We start from the raw sequence: 16,238 nt of genomic DNA, 5'->3' as shown, positions 1-16,238 counted from the left end.
CCCACGGAGTGAACATGGCAAAACGTATACAAATCAGCCAGCACGGCGGGCCTGAGGTGATGCAGGCGATCGATTTCGATCCCACCGATCCGCTGGCCGGTGAAGTGCAGATTGAGAATAAGGCGATAGGCATTAACTATATTGATACCTATGTGCGCAGCGGTCTGTATCCCGCTTCCCTCCCGAGCGGGTTGGGCAGCGAAGCCGCCGGTATCGTCCGCCGCGTAGGCCCAGGCGTGACGGTGCTGAAGCCGGGCGATCGCGTGGTTTATGCTCAGGCAACGCTGGGTGCCTACAGCGAGGTGCACAACGTTGCGGTGGACAGAGTGGCGCTGCTACCCGATGCGATTTCGTTTGAGCAGGCCGCCGCCTCATTCCTTAAGGGCCTGACGGTCTATTATCTGCTGCGGCAAACCTACGTGGTGCAGCCCGACGAGCGTTTCCTGTTCCATGCTGCCGCCGGTGGCGTTGGGCTGATTGCCTGCCAGTGGGCGAAGGCGCTGGGCGCGCATCTGATCGGCACCGTAGGCTCCGCCGAAAAGGCGCAGCGCGCTAAAGATGCCGGAGCCTGGGCCACCATTAACTATCGTGAAGAGAATATTGCCGAGCGCGTCAGCGAGCTGACCCAGGGGAAAAAGCTGCGCGTGGTGTACGACTCGGTGGGTAAAGATACCTGGGAAGCGTCGCTCGACTGCCTGCAAAGGCGTGGGCTGATGGTCAGTTTTGGCAATGCTTCCGGCCCGGTGACCGGGGTGGATCTGGCTATTCTGAACCAGAAAGGATCGCTGTACGTCACCCGCCCTTCGCTGTACGGCTACATCACGACCCGCGATGCGCTGACCCAGGCCAGCAATGAGCTGTTCTCCCTGCTGGCCAGCGGCGCGATTAAGGTCGATGTGCCGGAATCGCAGAAGTTCGCACTGGTCGATGCCCGTCAGGCACATCAGGCGCTGGAAAGCCGTGTAACTCAGGGTTCCAGCCTGCTTATCCCATAAAAAAATGGGGCTTCCTTACGGAAGCCCCTTTTGTTTCTTTCTTTTTTTAGTTCGCGCTGGGTGTAGGGTCAGCGGCGATGAATACGCTTTGTTTCAATCCAGTCATCCTGACAGAATTTATAAGTAAAAAATATGTTTAATTGCGAATTGCTCTGAATAATGTTTCACGGTGTGATCCAGAGCGCATTAGCCCATTGGGGCTTCTCACAAGCCATTGATATCATCACAATAAACGGTTGCCGTTACCGCCAGGCTGTTTGATATAAGTCCGGTACAGCCATACCGCAGCGACCGCCAGCAGCAGCCAGGGCAACAATTTAATCACAATTGCGAACAACCCACCGACGAACATCACCAGCGTAGCGACGACCAGCGCAGCCACAATCCCCAGTATTGAAATACCGGTCAGCATCAGCATTAGAAAGAAACCGAGGACAAACAGAATCTCAATCATTGCACTCTCCCATCAATAATTACTGGATGAGACATTACAAGAAGCGTGCCATAACGAAGAAAGACGTAATTTATTGAATTATATCAGAAATGGTCGACCAGGCTAATGTTAACCTGGTCAATTTACTCAATCTATGGTCAAGCGTTAACCACGATCTTATCGGCAACCAGCGACAGCGCCTGTTCAACAACGTCAACGCCCGCACCGGCTTTATGCGCATTCTCGCTGAGGTAGCGACGCCACTGGCGCGCACCGGGAATGCCCTGGAACAGGCCCAGCATATGGCGGGTAACGTGGCCCAGATAAGTACCTGCAGCCAGTTCGCGCTCGATGTACGGATACATCGCCCGTACCACCGCAACCGTATCGACAAGCGGCTGCGTGCTGCCAAACAGCTCACCGTCAACGTGCGCCAGCAGGCCAGGATTCTGATAGGCTTCCCGCCCTACCATGACGCCGTCCAGATGCTGCAAATGGATCTTTGCTTCCGCCAGTGATTTCACGCCGCCGTTCAGCGACATTGTCAAATGCGGAAAATCACGCTTCAGCTGATACACGCGCTCGTAGTCCAGCGGCGGAATTTCGCGGTTCTCTTTCGGGCTGAGGCCGGAGAGCCAGGCTTTGCGCGCATGAATAATAAACGTCTCACAGCCACCGTCTTCCGATACCTTACGAATAAAATCGCAGAGGAATTCATAGCTGTCCTGGTCGTCGATTCCGATGCGAGTTTTTACCGTAACCGGGATCGCCACCACGTCGCGCATCGCTTTGATACAGTCGGCAACCAGCTGCGCTTCGCCCATCAGGCAGGCGCCAAAACGGCCGTTTTGCACGCGGTCAGAAGGGCAGCCGACGTTAAGATTGACTTCGTTATAGCCGCGCTCTTCCGCCAGCTTCGCGCACTGCGCCAGCGCGGCCGGATCGCTGCCGCCCAGCTGCAGCGCGACCGGCTGCTCTTCCTGGCTGTAGGCCAGATAGTCACCCTTACCGTGGATAATCGCGCCGGTGGTGACCATTTCGGTATAGAGCAGGCTCTGACGGGTCAGCTGGCGATGGAAGTAGCGACAGTGGCGATCGGTCCAGTCAAGCATCGGAGCGATGGAGAAGCGATGTGCAGGGAATTTTTCCAGCCCGTCAGCATTACCGATGTTCAAAGGCATGGATTGTGATTCTTGATTCTGATGCATTTATATTCTTTGGCGGAAAATGGACTAAAACATGTCCTACTATAACACAGTGCGGGTTCAGTGAGCAGAGGCGAAAATTTAGCCATTACTTCAACGGCTCAGATGGCTTTCAGCTGGTCAATAATCAAAGGGTTAGCCTGTAACAATAGAAGTAGCTTTCTTGGGGCACCGGTAGGCTGGCGCCGTTTCATTTCCCAGCTTTTGACCAAATCGTAGCTAACGCCCACAGCGGCAGCAAAATCTTGCTGCTTCAAACCGGTCACTTCTCGTATCGCTCTAACATCAATATCACTATAAGTATGAATATGCTCCGGCGATGGCGTTTCCACACCCTGCTCTATTCTTACCATCTCTTCTGCACTGGCCAGCAGATCGGCAAATAGTCCGTCTTTCATTTCTGTTTCGTCGACCTCTTACTGAAACCCGACAGCTCAATAAAAGTAAGCATGTCACTCCCTGAAGTTGATATCTCCTGCTAAACAGGCTATTCGGGAGCAGTACAATTATCAATCAGATCGAGTGTACGTGGTACATTTTTAATGATCCATTTTATTTTTCTGGAATGCGTCTCTAAAAACCTGAAGCGACGGCAAATTCGGCGTTTTGTGGCAGACGTGATAAAATATCACCTTGATCATGCCTGAGGAAAAACGATGAATATTACCAGTGCCGAAAGAATCCTGTCGCAGGCGGAAGTCATTTGTCAGCAGCGCAGCGTGCGGCTGACGCCACAGCGCATGGAAGTGTTGCGCCTGATGACCGAGCACAACGCTTCGATTAGCGCCTACGATTTACTGGATTTGCTGCGGGCATCGGAACCTCAGGCTAAGCCGCCTACCGTTTACCGGGCGCTGGATTTCCTGCTGGAGCAGGGCTTTATTCACCGCGTGGAATCCACCAACAGCTACGTGGTCTGCCATCACTTCGAAGAGCCGTCGCACACTTCCGCGATGCTGATCTGCGATCGCTGTGGTTCTGTTACTGAACAGCATGCCGATGGCGTTGAAGAGATCCTCAAAAAGCTGGCGCAGAAAACCGGCTTTACCCTGGCCCACAGCGTGATTGAGGCGCACGGCTTTTGCCAGAAATGCAGCGAAGTGGAAGCCTGTACCCATCAGGACGCCTGCGACCACGATCACAGCGTGCAGGGTAAGAAACGCGGGCGCTGAGGATAGTCTGTCTGCGGAAGCGAAAATCCCGCAAGACGGATATTCAGTCTGCGTCAGCGAAACTGATGCGCGCTAACGATGATACGTGGGCTAAAAACAGAGTTGGTTCAGCGGGTGGTAGCGTTCGGCGGGGGTGGAGATTTAACAGTGGCAGTAGTTGAAGCGCTTTGGTGGCACGTTCCTTGTGCCAGGGGGTAGGAGCTTCATCCTGAATACATATCATTACCAGCGGTGATTATTGCGGCTTTCCCAGTCGCTGAGTTCCTTCTCGGCCTGGTCTTTCTGGTAACCATAGCGTTCCTGAATTTTACCGACCAGCTGGTCGCGTTTACCTTCCACAACCGTCAGGTCGTCATCAGTGAGCTTGCCCCATTGCTCTTTCACTTTCCCTTTAAACTGCTTCCAGTTGCCGCTGATTTCATCGTTATTCATAACAGACTCCTTCTGGCTGAGATTAATGGTCTGGAATATTTCTATTTGTCACTCCGCTCAATAACCAGATAATTATCTGACTAAACGCCGAACTTACAGATAATTGTAGTGCAAATTTCGGAAGATGCTGCACACGGGCCAATCGGAGTGTCTTCAAAGCCTGAAATCCAACGCCAGAAATCAAAAAAAACCAGCCCGTTCAGCAAGCTGGCCGTTGTTCAGGGAGAAGTAAGCAAATATTTCTGTCAGCGCGACAGGGCAAACCAGGTGCCGTTACGCCAGTGCCGCTGCCAGATAAACCACAGGCTGATACCGCGCAACAGCAGGAAAACGGTCACCGCCAGCCACAGACCGTGATTGCCCAGCAGCGGAACGGTAAACAGCGTCAGCCCAAAGCCCGCTGCGGCCACCACCATGCTGTTACGCATTTCGCTGGCGCGGGTGGCACCGATAAACATGCCGTCCAGTAGATAGCAACCTACGCCAGCCAGCGGCATCACCACCTGCCACCATAAATAGCGATCGGCCAGTTCCCGAAGAGGCTCCAGAGAGGTCAGTAGCGCCACAATATGCTCGCCGCCGAAGGCGTAAATCAACGAGAACGCCATCGCAACAACGCCAGACTGGCGGCAGGCCGCGTGCCAGACGCTGAGCAGCTGCTGGCTGTTTCCCGCACCGAAGGCTTCTCCCGAGCAGGCTTCGACCGCATAAGCGAAACCATCCAGCGCGTAGGCGGTAAAAGTCAAAAACATCAGCAGAACCGCATTGACGGCAACAATGTCGCTGCCGAGCCGCGCGCCGAAAATCGTCAGTGAGGCAAAGCACACCTGCAACAGCAGCGAACGCAGCATAATGTCGCGGTTCAGCCTCAGCAGACGGGCCAGATTACCGCGCCATGCACTCAGCAGCAGACGCAGCGACAGGCCACGCATCACCATCACCCGCCACACCAGCAGCAGCCCGACCAGCAGGCTGACGTATTCCGCAATAGCGGTCGCCGCAGCAGCGCCCTGAACGCCCCATTTCAGGCCAATAACAAACCACAGATCCAGTAGGATGTTCACCAGGTTGCCCACCACCAGCAGTATCACCGGCGCACGGGCATACTGTACGCCCAGCAGCCAGCCGAGCAAGACCAAGTTTGCCAGCGTGGCGGGCGCGCTTAGCCAGCGGATCTGCATAAACAGATCGGCCTGGTGCAGCACGTCTTTACTGCCGCCGGTCAGCCCCAACGCCAGATGGGTCAGCGGTGCTTTAAGCACAATAAAGGTGATGCCGGCCAGCAGTGCCAGCAGCAGCGGCTGCATTAACGCGCGGGCCAGAGCAGGTTTGTCGTTCGCACCGAACGCCTGTGCGGTCAGCCCGGTAGTGCTCATGCGCAGGAACAGCAGCAGCATAAACAGGAAGCTGGTGATGGTAGTGCCAATCGCCACGCCGCCCAGATAGGTTGGGCTATCAAGATGTCCAATAACGGCGGTATCCACCAGTCCGAGGAGCGGCACGGTAATATTGGAGAGGATCATCGGCAGCGCCAGCCGCCAGAGGTTTTTATCGGCAGCCGTCAGCAGTCGCATGGTTTTCCAACCGGAAGCAGAGAGAGATGAGGGATCGCAAAAACGCGCCGCGGAGGGCGACGCGTCAGATTCAGCGGGAAATTACAGCCAGTTACCGTTGCGGATAACACCGACGGCAAGACCTTCAATGGTCAGCGTCTGCTGACGCAGGTCGACAACAATCGGCTGAAACTCGCTGTTTTCCGGCAGCAGGTGAACGATGTTACCCTGCTTCTTCAGACGCTTAACGGTCACTTCGTCATCAATACGCGCCACAACAACCTGTCCGTTACGCACGTCTTCCGTTTTATGCACCGCCAGCAGATCGCCATCCATAATGCCGATGTCCTTCATCGACATGCCGCTGACGCGCAGCAGGAAGTCCGCATTGGGTTTAAACAGGTCGGGGTCTACCGAGTAGTGGCCTTCGATATGCTGCTCGGCCAGCAGCGGTTCACCAGCGGCAACGCGGCCAATCAGCGGCAGGCCATCGACTTCTTCCATCATCAGGCGAATACCGCGTGATGCGCCGGAAACGATCTCAATGACGCCTTTTCTGGCCAGCGCCTTCAGGTGTTCTTCCGCAGCATTAGGGGAACGGAAGCCGAGCTGCGAGGCAATTTCTGCCCGCGTCGGTGGCATACCGGTCTGGTTAATGTGGTCGCGAATCAGGTCGTAAACCTGCTGCTGCCTTGCCGTTAGTGCTTTCATCCCGCCCCCTGGTTGTTTATACAGTCGACTGTGAGTATATACAGGTATTTGCGCGTTGGAAACCCAAAGCTGGCTAAAAAACAGCAGTTTGTTGAATTTCGGAAAACCTATCGCAAATGTGCAATCAATAGCATTGCCCACACAAAAATTGCCAATATTATGCTTAATAATACAGCGGCAGATCCCATATCTTTGGCACGCCCGGCCAGCGGATGAATTTCACTTCCGATACGGTCAACCACCGCTTCAATCGCACTATTAAGGATTTCAACAATAATCACCATCACTACGGAGCCAATCAGCAACACGCGGGTCACGGCATCCACATCCAGCCAGCAGGCGATCAGGATGGCGATGATGGCAGCAATCGCTTCCTGCCGGAATGCCGCTTCATGCTGCCAGGCAGCACGTATACCTTTCCAGGAATAGCCCGCTGCTTTTACAATTCGAGTCAGTCCGGTGGCGTTATTTGCCATAATCAGGGAACCCTTTGGGAAGTTTAACGTCAATGAGAGGGTGTAGCACATTTTGCAACACCACAGATTCTGTTAGCGCTTTCTGGTATGCTTGCGGCGCTTTGCTAACAAGAGGCTTCATGTTGTCTATGTCAGGTTGGCGTAATTTATATTACAAACTGTTGAATCTGCCAGTGAAATTCCTGGTAAAAAGTAAGGCAATCCCGGCCGAACCGGTTGCCGAGCTCGGGCTTGATACTTCTCGCCCTATTATGTATGTGCTGCCTTATGATTCAAAGGCCGATCTCCTTGCCCTGCGCGAACAGTGCCGCAAACAGGATCTCCCCGATCCTTTGCATCCGCTGGAGATCGACGGCACCGTGCTGCCCCGCTATGTGTTTATCCATGACGGTCCGCGCGTGTTCCCCTATTTCGTACCGAATCTTGAGTCGGTCAAGCTGTTCCATGACTATCTGGACCTGCACCGTAATCATCCCGATCTGGATGTGCAAATGGTGCCGGTATCGGTGATGTTTGGCCGTGCGCCGGGGCGCGAAGTACAGGGTGTCGAACAGCCGCATCTGCGGGTGCTGAACGGCATTCAGAAGTTCTTTGCGGTGATCTGGCTGGGTCGCGATAGCTTTGTGCGTTTCTCGCCTATCGTTTCTCTGCGCCGCATGGCGACAGAGCACGGTACCGATAAAACCATCGCGCAGAAGCTGGCGCGCGTGGCGCGTATGCACTTCGCCCGCCAGCGACTGGCAGCCATCGGCCCACGCCTGCCGGTGCGTCAGGACCTGTTCAATAAGCTCCTGCAGTCTAAAGCCATCGCCAAAGCGGTGGAAGATGAAGCGCGCAGCAAGAAAATATCCCATGAAAAGGCCCAGCAGAATGCCGTTGAGCTGATGGAAGAGATCGCGGCTAACTTCTCCTATGAAGCTATCCGCCTGACCGATCGCGTGATGGGCTGGACCTGGAGCAAGCTCTATCAGGGCCTGAACGTCAGCGGCGGCGAGCGCGTGCGCCAGCTGGCGCAGGACGGGCATGAGATTGTCTATGTGCCCTGCCACCGCAGCCATATGGACTACCTGCTGCTCTCCTACGTACTTTACCACCAGGGGCTGGTGCCGCCGCACATTGCTGCCGGTATCAACCTGAACTTCTGGCCAGCCGGCCCGATTTTCCGCCGCCTGGGTGCGTTCTTTATTCGCCGTACCTTTAAGGGCAACAAACTTTACTCAACGGTATTCCGTGAATATCTGGGTGAACTGTTTACCCGCGGCTATTCGGTTGAGTACTTTGTGGAAGGTGGCCGTTCGCGCACCGGACGCCTGCTCGACCCGAAAACCGGCACGCTGTCGATGACCATTCAGGCCATGCTGCGCGGCGGGAACCGCCCAATCACGCTGGTCCCCATCTACATCGGCTATGAACACGTGATGGAAGTAGGGACCTACGCGAAAGAGCTGCGCGGTGCGACCAAAGAGAAAGAAGGCTTTATGTCGATGGTTCGCGGCCTGCGTAAACTGCGCAACCTTGGCCAGGGCTACGTCAACTTTGGTGAACCTCTGCCGCTGGTGACCTACCTCAACCAGCGCGTGCCGGAATGGCGCGATTCTATCGATCCGATTGAAGCCCAGCGCCCGGCGTGGCTGACTCCGGCGGTCAACGATATTGCCCAGAAAGTGATGGTGCGTATCAACAACGCCGGTGCGGCCAATGCCATCAACCTGTGCGTTACGGCACTGCTGGCATCGCGCCAGCGTTCGATGACCCGCGAGCAGCTCACCGAGCAGCTGGATTGTTATCTACAGCTGCTGCGCAACGTGCCCTACTCCAGCGACTCTACGGTGCCGGACGTCAGCGCTGAAGCCCTGTTGGAACACGCGCTTGGCATGAATAAGTTTGAGCTGGAGCAGGACAGTATCGGTGAGATCGTCATTCTGCCGCGCGAGCAGGCGGTTCTGATGACCTACTATCGCAACAACATTCACCACATGCTGGTGATGCCGTCGCTGATCGCCGCCATTCTGATGCAGCATCGCGAACTGAGCCGCGAGGAGCTGCTGCGCCAGGTTAGCGTTATTTATCCGATGCTGAAGAGCGAACTGTTCCTGCGCTGGGAAATCAGCGAACTGCCTGCGGTACTGGATGCGCTGGTCGCCGAAATGGCGCGTCAGGGCCTGCTGCTGGCCGAAGAGAACAGTCTGCGTCTGACCCCGGGCCGCTTCCGTACGCTACAGGTGTTGGCCGCCGGCGTGCGTGAAACCCTGCAGCGCTATGCGATTACCTTCTCTATTCTTAGCGCTAACCCGGCGATTAACCGCGGTACGCTGGAGAAAGAGAGCCGCACCATGGCTCAGCGCCTGTCGGTGCTGCACGGTATCAATGCACCTGAGTTCTTTGATAAAGCCGTGTTTACCTCACTGGTGCTGACGCTGCGCGATGAAGGTTACATCAGTGACTCCGGTGATGCGCAGGTTGAGCAGACCCAGAAGGTTTATCAGCTGCTGGCAGATCTGGTGACGCAGGATGTTCGCATGACGATTGAGAGTGCGGTCGCCCACGACTGATAACACAGACGGGTTTGACACGAAAAAAAGGGGCGGACCGCAAGGTTCGCCCCTTTTCTATGTATCTGAAAGACTCTTGTGCGCGGCTTGGTACTCACCTGTGCCCGCCACATAGCGACACGGAATGATTACCGCTACGCCAGCGACCAGATGCTCAGTGCAATCCCGACAAACAGCGCCAGCCCAACATAGTTGTTATTAAGAAATGCCTGGAAGCACTTCTCACGCTGGCGGTCGGCAATCAGCTTCTGCTGGTGTACAAACAGCACGGCGGCCACTAAAAGCCCCCAGTAGAAGATGCCGCCTAAACCACTCAGCCAGCCGGTCAGCGCCAGCAGGGCGAGGGTTGCCAACTGCAGCAGTCCGATAATCAGCTTATCGTGGCGGCCAAACAGAATCGCCGTCGACTTCACGCCGATCTTCAGGTCGTCGTCGCGGTCAACCATCGCATACTGCGTGTCGTACGCCACCGTCCAGCAGATATTGGCCAGGAACAGCAGCCAGCAGGTTAACGGCAGGGTTTCGTTCACCGCCGCCCAGCCCATCGGAATGGCCCAGCCAAAGGCCGCGCCCAGTACCACCTGCGGCAGGTGGGTGTAGCGCTTCATAAACGGATACATCCATGCCAGCAGCAGCCCACCCAGCGACAGCCAGATGGTCATGCTGTTCATGGTCAGCACCAGCAGGAAGGAAACCAGCACAAGGCCGATAAACAACACCTTTGCCTCATTGCTGGTAACCGCGCCGCTCGGCAGCGGACGTCCTCGTGTGCGTTTAACATGACCGTCAATTTTGCGGTCGGCAAAATCATTGACCACGCAACCTGCCGCACGCATAAAAATCACGCCCAGCACGAAGACAATCAGCACGTTAAGCGGCGGCACCTTCATCCCCGCCAGCCACAGCGCCCACAGGGTCGGCCACAGCAGCAGCAGCGTGCCAATAGGTTTATCAACCCGCATCAGGCGGATAAAGGCAGAAAGCTTACTCATTTGCAGACTGTTCTCCACGCTACTGATTCTCCTCAACGTTCGGCCTGGCATACAGGGGAGATGCCGGTAAAAAAAGTTCCGTCAGCAGCAACGGTTTATCCGACAGGCGCAGGCGGGAACGCCTTCCCCACAGGTTTCCGCTGCGGCCAACATCAATAAAATCACGGGTTAACGTCGAGCTGGTAAATAGATAGCGCCCGAGCGGCACCGTACCCAGCTGCTGCAGCTTCTGCTCCGGACCGATCAGGGTCGATTCCGGCACCAGCGTACGTGCCACCAGCCAGGGAATGCCATCACCGCACAGTTCGATTTCCCGCAGCCAGAAACGGTGGTCAGCGGGCAGCAGTTCGGCATCGCTTCCAGCCTCCTGCGCGGTGATAAATCCTTCGCGCAGCAGGTTGACGGTCACCTGCTGACAGTGACGTTCAAAACGCCGGGTCATCGAGTCTTCTTCCATCAGCCAGTCGAGCAGGGAAGCGGTTAACAGGGGCGATGATTCGGGCAGCCAGTCGATAGCGCGCAACAGCGGCAGCGCGTTCTCAGCCATCGCATTTCTCCGCAAAAAAATTCAGAAGCAGAGTGTAACGCAGACACCGGAGCCAAACCTATCAAAGCGGGGCAATTACGCAGAAATTTATAGGTAGCACAGAAGGAAGGAAAAAAGGTGCGCCGCACGGCGCACCAGTCATGGAGCCAGCCCAGCAATATGGGGATGTTATCCCTTGCCTTTCACACTGCTGATAAAGGTTTGCCGCGCCGATGTGGAGCCCAGACGCTCGGCTTCGTTCATCAGACGCAGCGCTTTGTCGATATCCCCCGCCTTCGCCGCCTGGCGAATGCCCTGGTTGAAGTAGGTTTCGGTATCGCTGAGCATCGGCTCCGCTTTTGCCGCCGGGGCCGCTGGTGCAGGCGCAGCAGCGACCGCAGCCGGGGCCGCCGTACTGCCAACCACCACCGGTTGCGGCTGTGGCTGGTTAAACACCTGGCCGATCATCACGTTACCGCTGCCCTGCTCCGCTTTCACCTTCAGCGTAATCTGGCCGTCGCTCACGTGAGCGGCAACGGGATCGGGAATGGACGGCACGGCGTTACCCACGCCTTCGGCATAGGCCTTCGCCGGATTTTTCAGCTGAGTCGTGGTCGTCAGATCCTGGCGGGTGGTGTACACCAGCAGGTAAATTTGTTTTTGCCCCAGTGCAGGGGTCAGTTTCAGCGTCCCTTCCAGTCTGTCCTGCGAAACTACGCCGGGTTTCTGGTACGGGAAGTAGCTGCCGGGATAGAAGGCGGCCGGGCGCATTTGTTCATCCAGCACCAGCACGTTCGGCACATAGACGCGGCGATCTTTCACCACGCTGGTGAGAGTAATTTCCAGCGATCCGCGATCGGCGGGCAGGGTCACGGCCGCAACCGGACCGGTAATTTCCCCCTGGTTCAGGCTCTGGGAGGAAGCGTTCAGCGCAATGTCGTTACTGGCAGGTGGCGTGACCGGCAGCCAGGAGAGGCGCTGCAGCGCGGAGGCCGGAATGGCCGGAGCCACCGCGACGTTCTGTGGTGAAGTAAATGTTGCCGCCGTAGCGGGCAGGATTGATGCGGAAGTCAGTCCCGCAATCAGGCACAGTGACAGCAGATTTTTTTTCATTTTATGTTCCTTAAACGGGCCACCCCGATCCCGCCAGGCAATGCAGTTTCGGGGCTAAAGAGAGACGGGCGGGCCTGAGCTGGCCCACCCGCGACTGGCTGTTACCACCAGGCTTCCATCTGCACGCCGAAGCTGACTTCATCGTCGTTACCGCGGCTGAAGGTTTTAGCGCTGGTATCGCTGTAGGCGGTGCCGGAGGTGTATCCGGTATCATCAGAGGTGGCGTAGCCCCACTTCTCATCCCACTTCGCGTAGGTAGCAAACACGCGGATCGCCGGGCGCGACCAGATGCTGTCACCGGCCTGCCACTGCTGGGCCAGGGTCACTTTATACTGGCTGTTGCGCTCGCCGGTTTCCTGCGACTTGACGTTGTCGTAGCCCACTTCCAGCAGGGTGCTCATGATTGGCGTCCATTTGTACATTGGGCGCACACCCGCGGTGTACCAGGTGGTGCCGTTTTTATTGTCGCGATCCAGATCCTGGAACATGGCAACGTACATCAGGCCCCACTTGTCGTTAAAGTCCAGCGCACCATGGTCGATCACGCGAATCATATGGCCGTTGTTATCGATGCTCGAACCTTCTGAGCGGCCGTTACGCTGCGAAGTCAGCGCATCAGTGGCGTATTGCACGACAAACTTGTTGTAGCCGTTGTAGATAGTCTGAGTGTGCTCACCGGTCAGCATCCATCCATCTTTGGTGGCGCCGTCCGCCAGCGAATAGCCGTCCTGCACGTTGGCACGACCGTAGTCAACGCCCAGTTCCAGCACGCCGCCCGGGTTCACGTTCAGCTCGGCCACGCGCACGTCGAAGGTGTCGTTAACGGTTGGAACCTGCTTCTGCTGGTTATCGATAAAGCCGTAAGAGCCGCCCGCTTCACCGTTGCGGGTCACCGCCATGGACAGTTTACCCGCGCCCAGATCGATGTTTTCCACACCTGCACCCGGACCGGAAATGTCCCAGTAGTAGAAGTCGATCATGTGAACGTCATGACGCTGGTAGAAGCGCTTACCGGCCCACAGGGTAGAACCTGGCAGCCAGTCGATCAGGTTTTTACCCTGAATGTTCACCTCACGAAAGCCCGGGTCGACGCTTTCGAAATCTGAACGCTGAGAAACGGCATACGCCAGGTTGGTATCGAAGTAGAAGCTCTTGTCGCCCTCTTTCCACAGTTCCTGACCCAGTTTCAGTTCCGCATAGGTTTCACATTCGTTACCCAGACGGTATTTGCTGTTAGCACCGGTAGCCTGAAAACACTGCTGCTCGCCGCCGCTACCGGTCCAGCCGATACCCGAACGCGCATAGCCTTTAAAATCAACCGCTGCCGCCTGGCCGGAGATGGCCATCGCAATGGCCACTGCCAGAGGATATTTCAGCTTAATCATTATTGTGCTCCTGTTATCACTGCTTTAGCTGGAGTGCTTCTACACCCGGTTCCTGATGCAGCCGACGGCAGGCGCTTCCATCCTCACGGAACAGATGGCAGCGCTGCGGCGGCAGGCCGATGGCGTAATGGGCACCTTCTTCTACCAGCACCACGTCATTCTGGCGGTACACCAGGTTCTGACGCAGGGCGGGGATCTGGATATGGATCTGAGTTTCGTGGCCAAGCTGTTCGACAACCTGCACTACGCCGGAAAGACTGACGTCGGCGACGTCGCTGGGCAGCAGATGCTCGGGGCGAATACCGAGCGACATATTGCTGCCGGGCTGGACGTCAGCGCTGTCTACCGGCAGCCAGATCTGCTGGCGATTCGGCAGCTCAACCTGGACCTGATCGATAGCGGTAGCGGTCACTTTGACCGGCAGGAAATTCATCTTTGGCGAGCCGATAAAACCGGCGACGAAGCGATTGGCGGGATAGTGATACAGCTCCAGCGGTTTACCGACCTGAGCAATGCGTCCCCCTTCCAGCACCACGATTTTGTCGGCAAGGGTCATCGCCTCGACCTGATCGTGGGTAACGTAAATCATCGTGCGCTGCAGGCGCTTGTGCAGGCGGGAGATCTCGATGCGCATCTGCACACGCAGTGCGGCATCCAGGTTGGATAGCGGTTCATCGAGCAAAAATACCTGCGGCTCGGCCACCAGCGTGCGGCCAATCGCCACGCGCTGCCGCTGACCGCCGGAGAGCGCCTTCGGCTGCCGGTCCAGCAGGTGGGCCAGCTGCAGCACCTCGGCCACCTTATTGACCCGCTGCTGAATTTCCGCTTTCGCCACGCCGGCCAGCTTGAGGCCGAAGGACATATTTTCCGCCACGGTAAGATGGGGATAGAGGGCGTAGGACTGGAACACCATGCCAACACCGCGACCGGCGGGAGGCACATCATTCATCCGGCGATCGCCGATCAGCAGCTCACCCGAGGTGATCTCTTCCAGCCCGGCAATCATGCGCAGGAGCGTTGATTTACCGCAGCCCGACGGCCCCACGAACACCACGAACTCCCCTTCGGCAATCGTCAGGTCAATCGCATCTGATACCACCACGTCACCCCATGCTTTGGTGACATTATTCAGCACCACGCTGGCCATCCGCTTCTCCCGTCCACTGACTGTTGATGGCCGGAGTGTGCGGCAGCGCGCGGAAAGCTAACTCCTCCACCGCTGGATTTTTTATGGGGGAGGAGAAAGGAGGATGAGAAAAACGCACCCGACATCAACCATCGGGTCGGCGGGCGAATTTCGTGACGGCACTGGCAAAAATAACGGCTGTTTTTTGTGGTCGGGAGCGCAGAAATGGATTTTTTGTTAATTCGATCACAGAAAGTGATTGGGGGGAGTAGAGCCGGGGATGACGCAGTTCTCCTTGCTTAACAGCAGACTGCAACCACATCCCGGCTTCATACCCTTAGAGGAACGAATAATGGCGAAGTTCAGATTAGCGAGTAAAACACTGCTGCTGTGTACCCTTTCCAGCCTGTTGCTCCCTGCGCTGGCGCAGGCAAAAATAGAAGAAGGCAAGCTGGTTATCTGGATCAACGGCGACAAGGGTTATAACGGCCTGGCGGAAGTCGGTAAGAAATTTGAGCAGGATACCGGTATTAAAGTGTCGGTGGAGCACCCGGACAAGCTGGAAGAGAAATACCCGCAGGTGGCGGCCACCGGTGACGGCCCGGATATTATCTTCTGGGCACACGATCGCTTCGGCGGCTATGCCCAGTCCGGTCTGCTGGCCGAAGTGTCCCCGGATAAAGCCTTCCAGGACAAGCTCTATCCCTTCACCTGGGACGCCGTACGCTATAACGGCAAGCTGATTGGTTATCCGATTGCCGCTGAGGCGCTGTCGCTGATTTATAACAAGGACCTGCTGCCCGAGCCGCCAAAAACCTGGGAAGAGATCCCGGCGCTGGATAAAAAGCTGAAGGCGAAAGGCAAAAGCGCCATCATGTTTAACCTCCAGGAGCCGTACTTCACCTGGCCGCTCACCGCTGCCAATGGCGGTTACGCCTTTAAGAAACTCCCCGACGGCAGCTATGACCTGAAGGATGTTGGCGTGGCGAACAAAGGCTCGCAGGAAGGATTGCAGTTCCTCGTCGACCTGATTAAGAACAAACATCTGAATGCCGATACCGACTTTGCTATTGCCGAAGCCGCCTTTAACAAGGGCGAAACCGCGATGACCATTAACGGTCCGTGGGCGTGGGGCAATATCGACAGCGCGAAGATCAACTACGGCGTTACCCTGCTGCCAACCTTTAAAGGCCAGCCGTCGAAACCGTTCGTTGGCGTGCTGAGCGCGGGCATTAACGCCGCCAGCCCGAATAAAGAGCTGGCGAAAGAGTTCCTGGAAAACTACCTGCTGACCGATGACGGCCTGGCGAAGGTCAATGCCGATAAACCGCTGGGCGCGGTGGCTCTGAAGTCGATGCAGGAGAAGCTGGCAAAAGATCCGAAGATCGCCGCCACCATGGAGAACTCGCAGAAGGGTGAAGTGATGCCAAACGTACCGCAGATGAGCGCCTTCTGGTATGCGGAACGCACCGCGGTGCTGAATGCGATCAACGGCCGTCAGACGGTCGATGCCGCGCTGAAAGACGCCCAGGCGCGTATCACTAAATAATCCCCGTTGTCTGCCAGG

At 56.4% G+C, this 16,238-nt stretch carries 16 protein-coding genes; 4 read left to right on the top strand and 12 right to left on the bottom strand.

Going from position 1 to position 16,238, the window contains the following annotated elements:
- Nucleotides 1–14: 14 nt before the first annotated feature.
- On the top strand, nucleotides 15–995 hold the full coding sequence (locus JOE09_RS10055; protein ID WP_205065673.1) for a quinone oxidoreductase: 981 nt from the start codon (nucleotides 15–17) through the stop codon (nucleotides 993–995).
- A gap of 223 nt (nucleotides 996–1,218) precedes the next feature.
- On the opposite strand, the gene pspG is transcribed toward JOE09_RS10055, so the two are convergent.
- The 3 genes from pspG to nadS all read right to left on the bottom strand — a co-directional run bounded on the left by pspG (nucleotide 1,219) and on the right by nadS (nucleotide 3,031).
- Nucleotides 1,219–1,449, bottom strand: coding sequence for an envelope stress response protein PspG (gene pspG, locus JOE09_RS10050; RefSeq protein ID WP_239553033.1), 231 nt, complete (start codon nucleotides 1,447–1,449; stop codon nucleotides 1,219–1,221).
- Nucleotides 1,450–1,586: 137 nt separating this feature from the next.
- The gene (gene dusA / locus JOE09_RS10045) at nucleotides 1,587–2,636 is read right to left on the bottom strand and encodes a tRNA dihydrouridine(20/20a) synthase DusA (protein WP_205065672.1); all 1,050 of its coding nucleotides are present in this window, start codon (nucleotides 2,634–2,636) and stop codon (nucleotides 1,587–1,589) included.
- 98 nt (nucleotides 2,637–2,734) lie between these two features.
- Nucleotides 2,735–3,031, bottom strand: coding sequence for a NadS family protein (gene nadS / locus JOE09_RS10040; protein WP_205065671.1), 297 nt, complete (start codon nucleotides 3,029–3,031; stop codon nucleotides 2,735–2,737).
- Nucleotides 3,032–3,295: 264 nt separating this feature from the next.
- Here nadS and zur point away from each other — a divergent pair, with 264 nt between their 5' ends.
- Nucleotides 3,296–3,805, top strand: a complete 510-nt coding sequence (zur, locus tag JOE09_RS10035; protein ID WP_205066132.1) for a zinc uptake transcriptional repressor Zur — start codon at nucleotides 3,296–3,298, stop codon at nucleotides 3,803–3,805.
- A 222-nt stretch (nucleotides 3,806–4,027) separates the two neighbouring features.
- Here the strand turns inward: zur and JOE09_RS10030 are convergent, their stop codons facing one another.
- From JOE09_RS10030 to JOE09_RS10015, 4 genes are all read right to left on the bottom strand, one after another.
- On the bottom strand, nucleotides 4,028–4,237 hold the full coding sequence (locus JOE09_RS10030) for a CsbD family protein (RefSeq protein ID WP_123332006.1): 210 nt from the start codon (nucleotides 4,235–4,237) through the stop codon (nucleotides 4,028–4,030).
- 245 nt (nucleotides 4,238–4,482) lie between these two features.
- Entirely contained in the window at nucleotides 4,483–5,811 is a 1,329-nt protein-coding gene (dinF, locus tag JOE09_RS10025; RefSeq protein WP_205065670.1) for an MATE family efflux transporter DinF, read from the bottom strand.
- 81 nt (nucleotides 5,812–5,892) lie between these two features.
- A complete protein-coding gene (gene lexA / locus JOE09_RS10020) occupies nucleotides 5,893–6,501 on the bottom strand; it encodes a transcriptional repressor LexA (RefSeq protein ID WP_205065669.1) in 609 nt (202 codons plus the stop codon).
- Nucleotides 6,502–6,608: 107 nt separating this feature from the next.
- Nucleotides 6,609–6,977 (bottom strand): diacylglycerol kinase, encoded by a 369-nt coding sequence (locus tag JOE09_RS10015; protein ID WP_200543031.1) that lies wholly within the window; start codon nucleotides 6,975–6,977, stop codon nucleotides 6,609–6,611.
- 128 nt (nucleotides 6,978–7,105) lie between these two features.
- On the opposite strand from JOE09_RS10015, the gene plsB reads away from it, so the two are divergent.
- Nucleotides 7,106–9,529 (top strand): glycerol-3-phosphate 1-O-acyltransferase PlsB, encoded by a 2,424-nt coding sequence (gene plsB, locus JOE09_RS10010; RefSeq protein ID WP_205066131.1) that lies wholly within the window; start codon nucleotides 7,106–7,108, stop codon nucleotides 9,527–9,529.
- A 134-nt stretch (nucleotides 9,530–9,663) separates the two neighbouring features.
- Here plsB and ubiA read toward each other — a convergent pair whose 3' ends face one another.
- The 5 genes from ubiA to malK all read right to left on the bottom strand — a co-directional run bounded on the left by ubiA (nucleotide 9,664) and on the right by malK (nucleotide 14,692).
- Nucleotides 9,664–10,539 carry a 4-hydroxybenzoate octaprenyltransferase gene (ubiA, locus tag JOE09_RS10005; protein WP_205065668.1) on the bottom strand — a complete coding sequence of 292 codons (876 nt, stop codon included), beginning with the start codon at nucleotides 10,537–10,539 and terminating at the stop codon, nucleotides 9,664–9,666.
- A gap of 1 nt (nucleotide 10,540) precedes the next feature.
- The gene (gene ubiC, locus JOE09_RS10000) at nucleotides 10,541–11,068 is read right to left on the bottom strand and encodes a chorismate lyase (RefSeq protein WP_205065667.1); all 528 of its coding nucleotides are present in this window, start codon (nucleotides 11,066–11,068) and stop codon (nucleotides 10,541–10,543) included.
- A gap of 168 nt (nucleotides 11,069–11,236) precedes the next feature.
- Nucleotides 11,237–12,160, bottom strand: coding sequence for a maltose operon protein MalM (gene malM, locus JOE09_RS09995; RefSeq protein ID WP_205065666.1), 924 nt, complete (start codon nucleotides 12,158–12,160; stop codon nucleotides 11,237–11,239).
- 101 nt (nucleotides 12,161–12,261) lie between these two features.
- Nucleotides 12,262–13,545: a maltoporin gene (locus JOE09_RS09990; protein WP_105592308.1), complete on the bottom strand. Its 1,284-nt coding sequence runs from the start codon at nucleotides 13,543–13,545 to the stop codon at nucleotides 12,262–12,264.
- Between the two features lie 16 nt (nucleotides 13,546–13,561).
- Nucleotides 13,562–14,692 carry a maltose/maltodextrin ABC transporter ATP-binding protein MalK gene (malK, locus tag JOE09_RS09985; RefSeq protein ID WP_205065665.1) on the bottom strand — a complete coding sequence of 377 codons (1,131 nt, stop codon included), beginning with the start codon at nucleotides 14,690–14,692 and terminating at the stop codon, nucleotides 13,562–13,564.
- A gap of 331 nt (nucleotides 14,693–15,023) precedes the next feature.
- Between malK and malE the strand changes: the two genes are divergently transcribed.
- The gene (gene malE, locus JOE09_RS09980; RefSeq protein ID WP_105592310.1) at nucleotides 15,024–16,220 is read left to right on the top strand and encodes a maltose/maltodextrin ABC transporter substrate-binding protein MalE; all 1,197 of its coding nucleotides are present in this window, start codon (nucleotides 15,024–15,026) and stop codon (nucleotides 16,218–16,220) included.
- Nucleotides 16,221–16,238: the final 18 nt, after the last annotated feature.

Origin of the sequence: Pantoea coffeiphila (assembly GCF_016909495.1) — a bacterium.
Taxonomy (GTDB): Bacteria; Pseudomonadota; Gammaproteobacteria; order Enterobacterales; family Enterobacteriaceae; genus Erwinia; species Erwinia coffeiphila.
The sequence above is the reverse complement of the archived record's forward strand: the minus strand, read 5'-3'. Positions and strand labels throughout refer to the sequence as shown.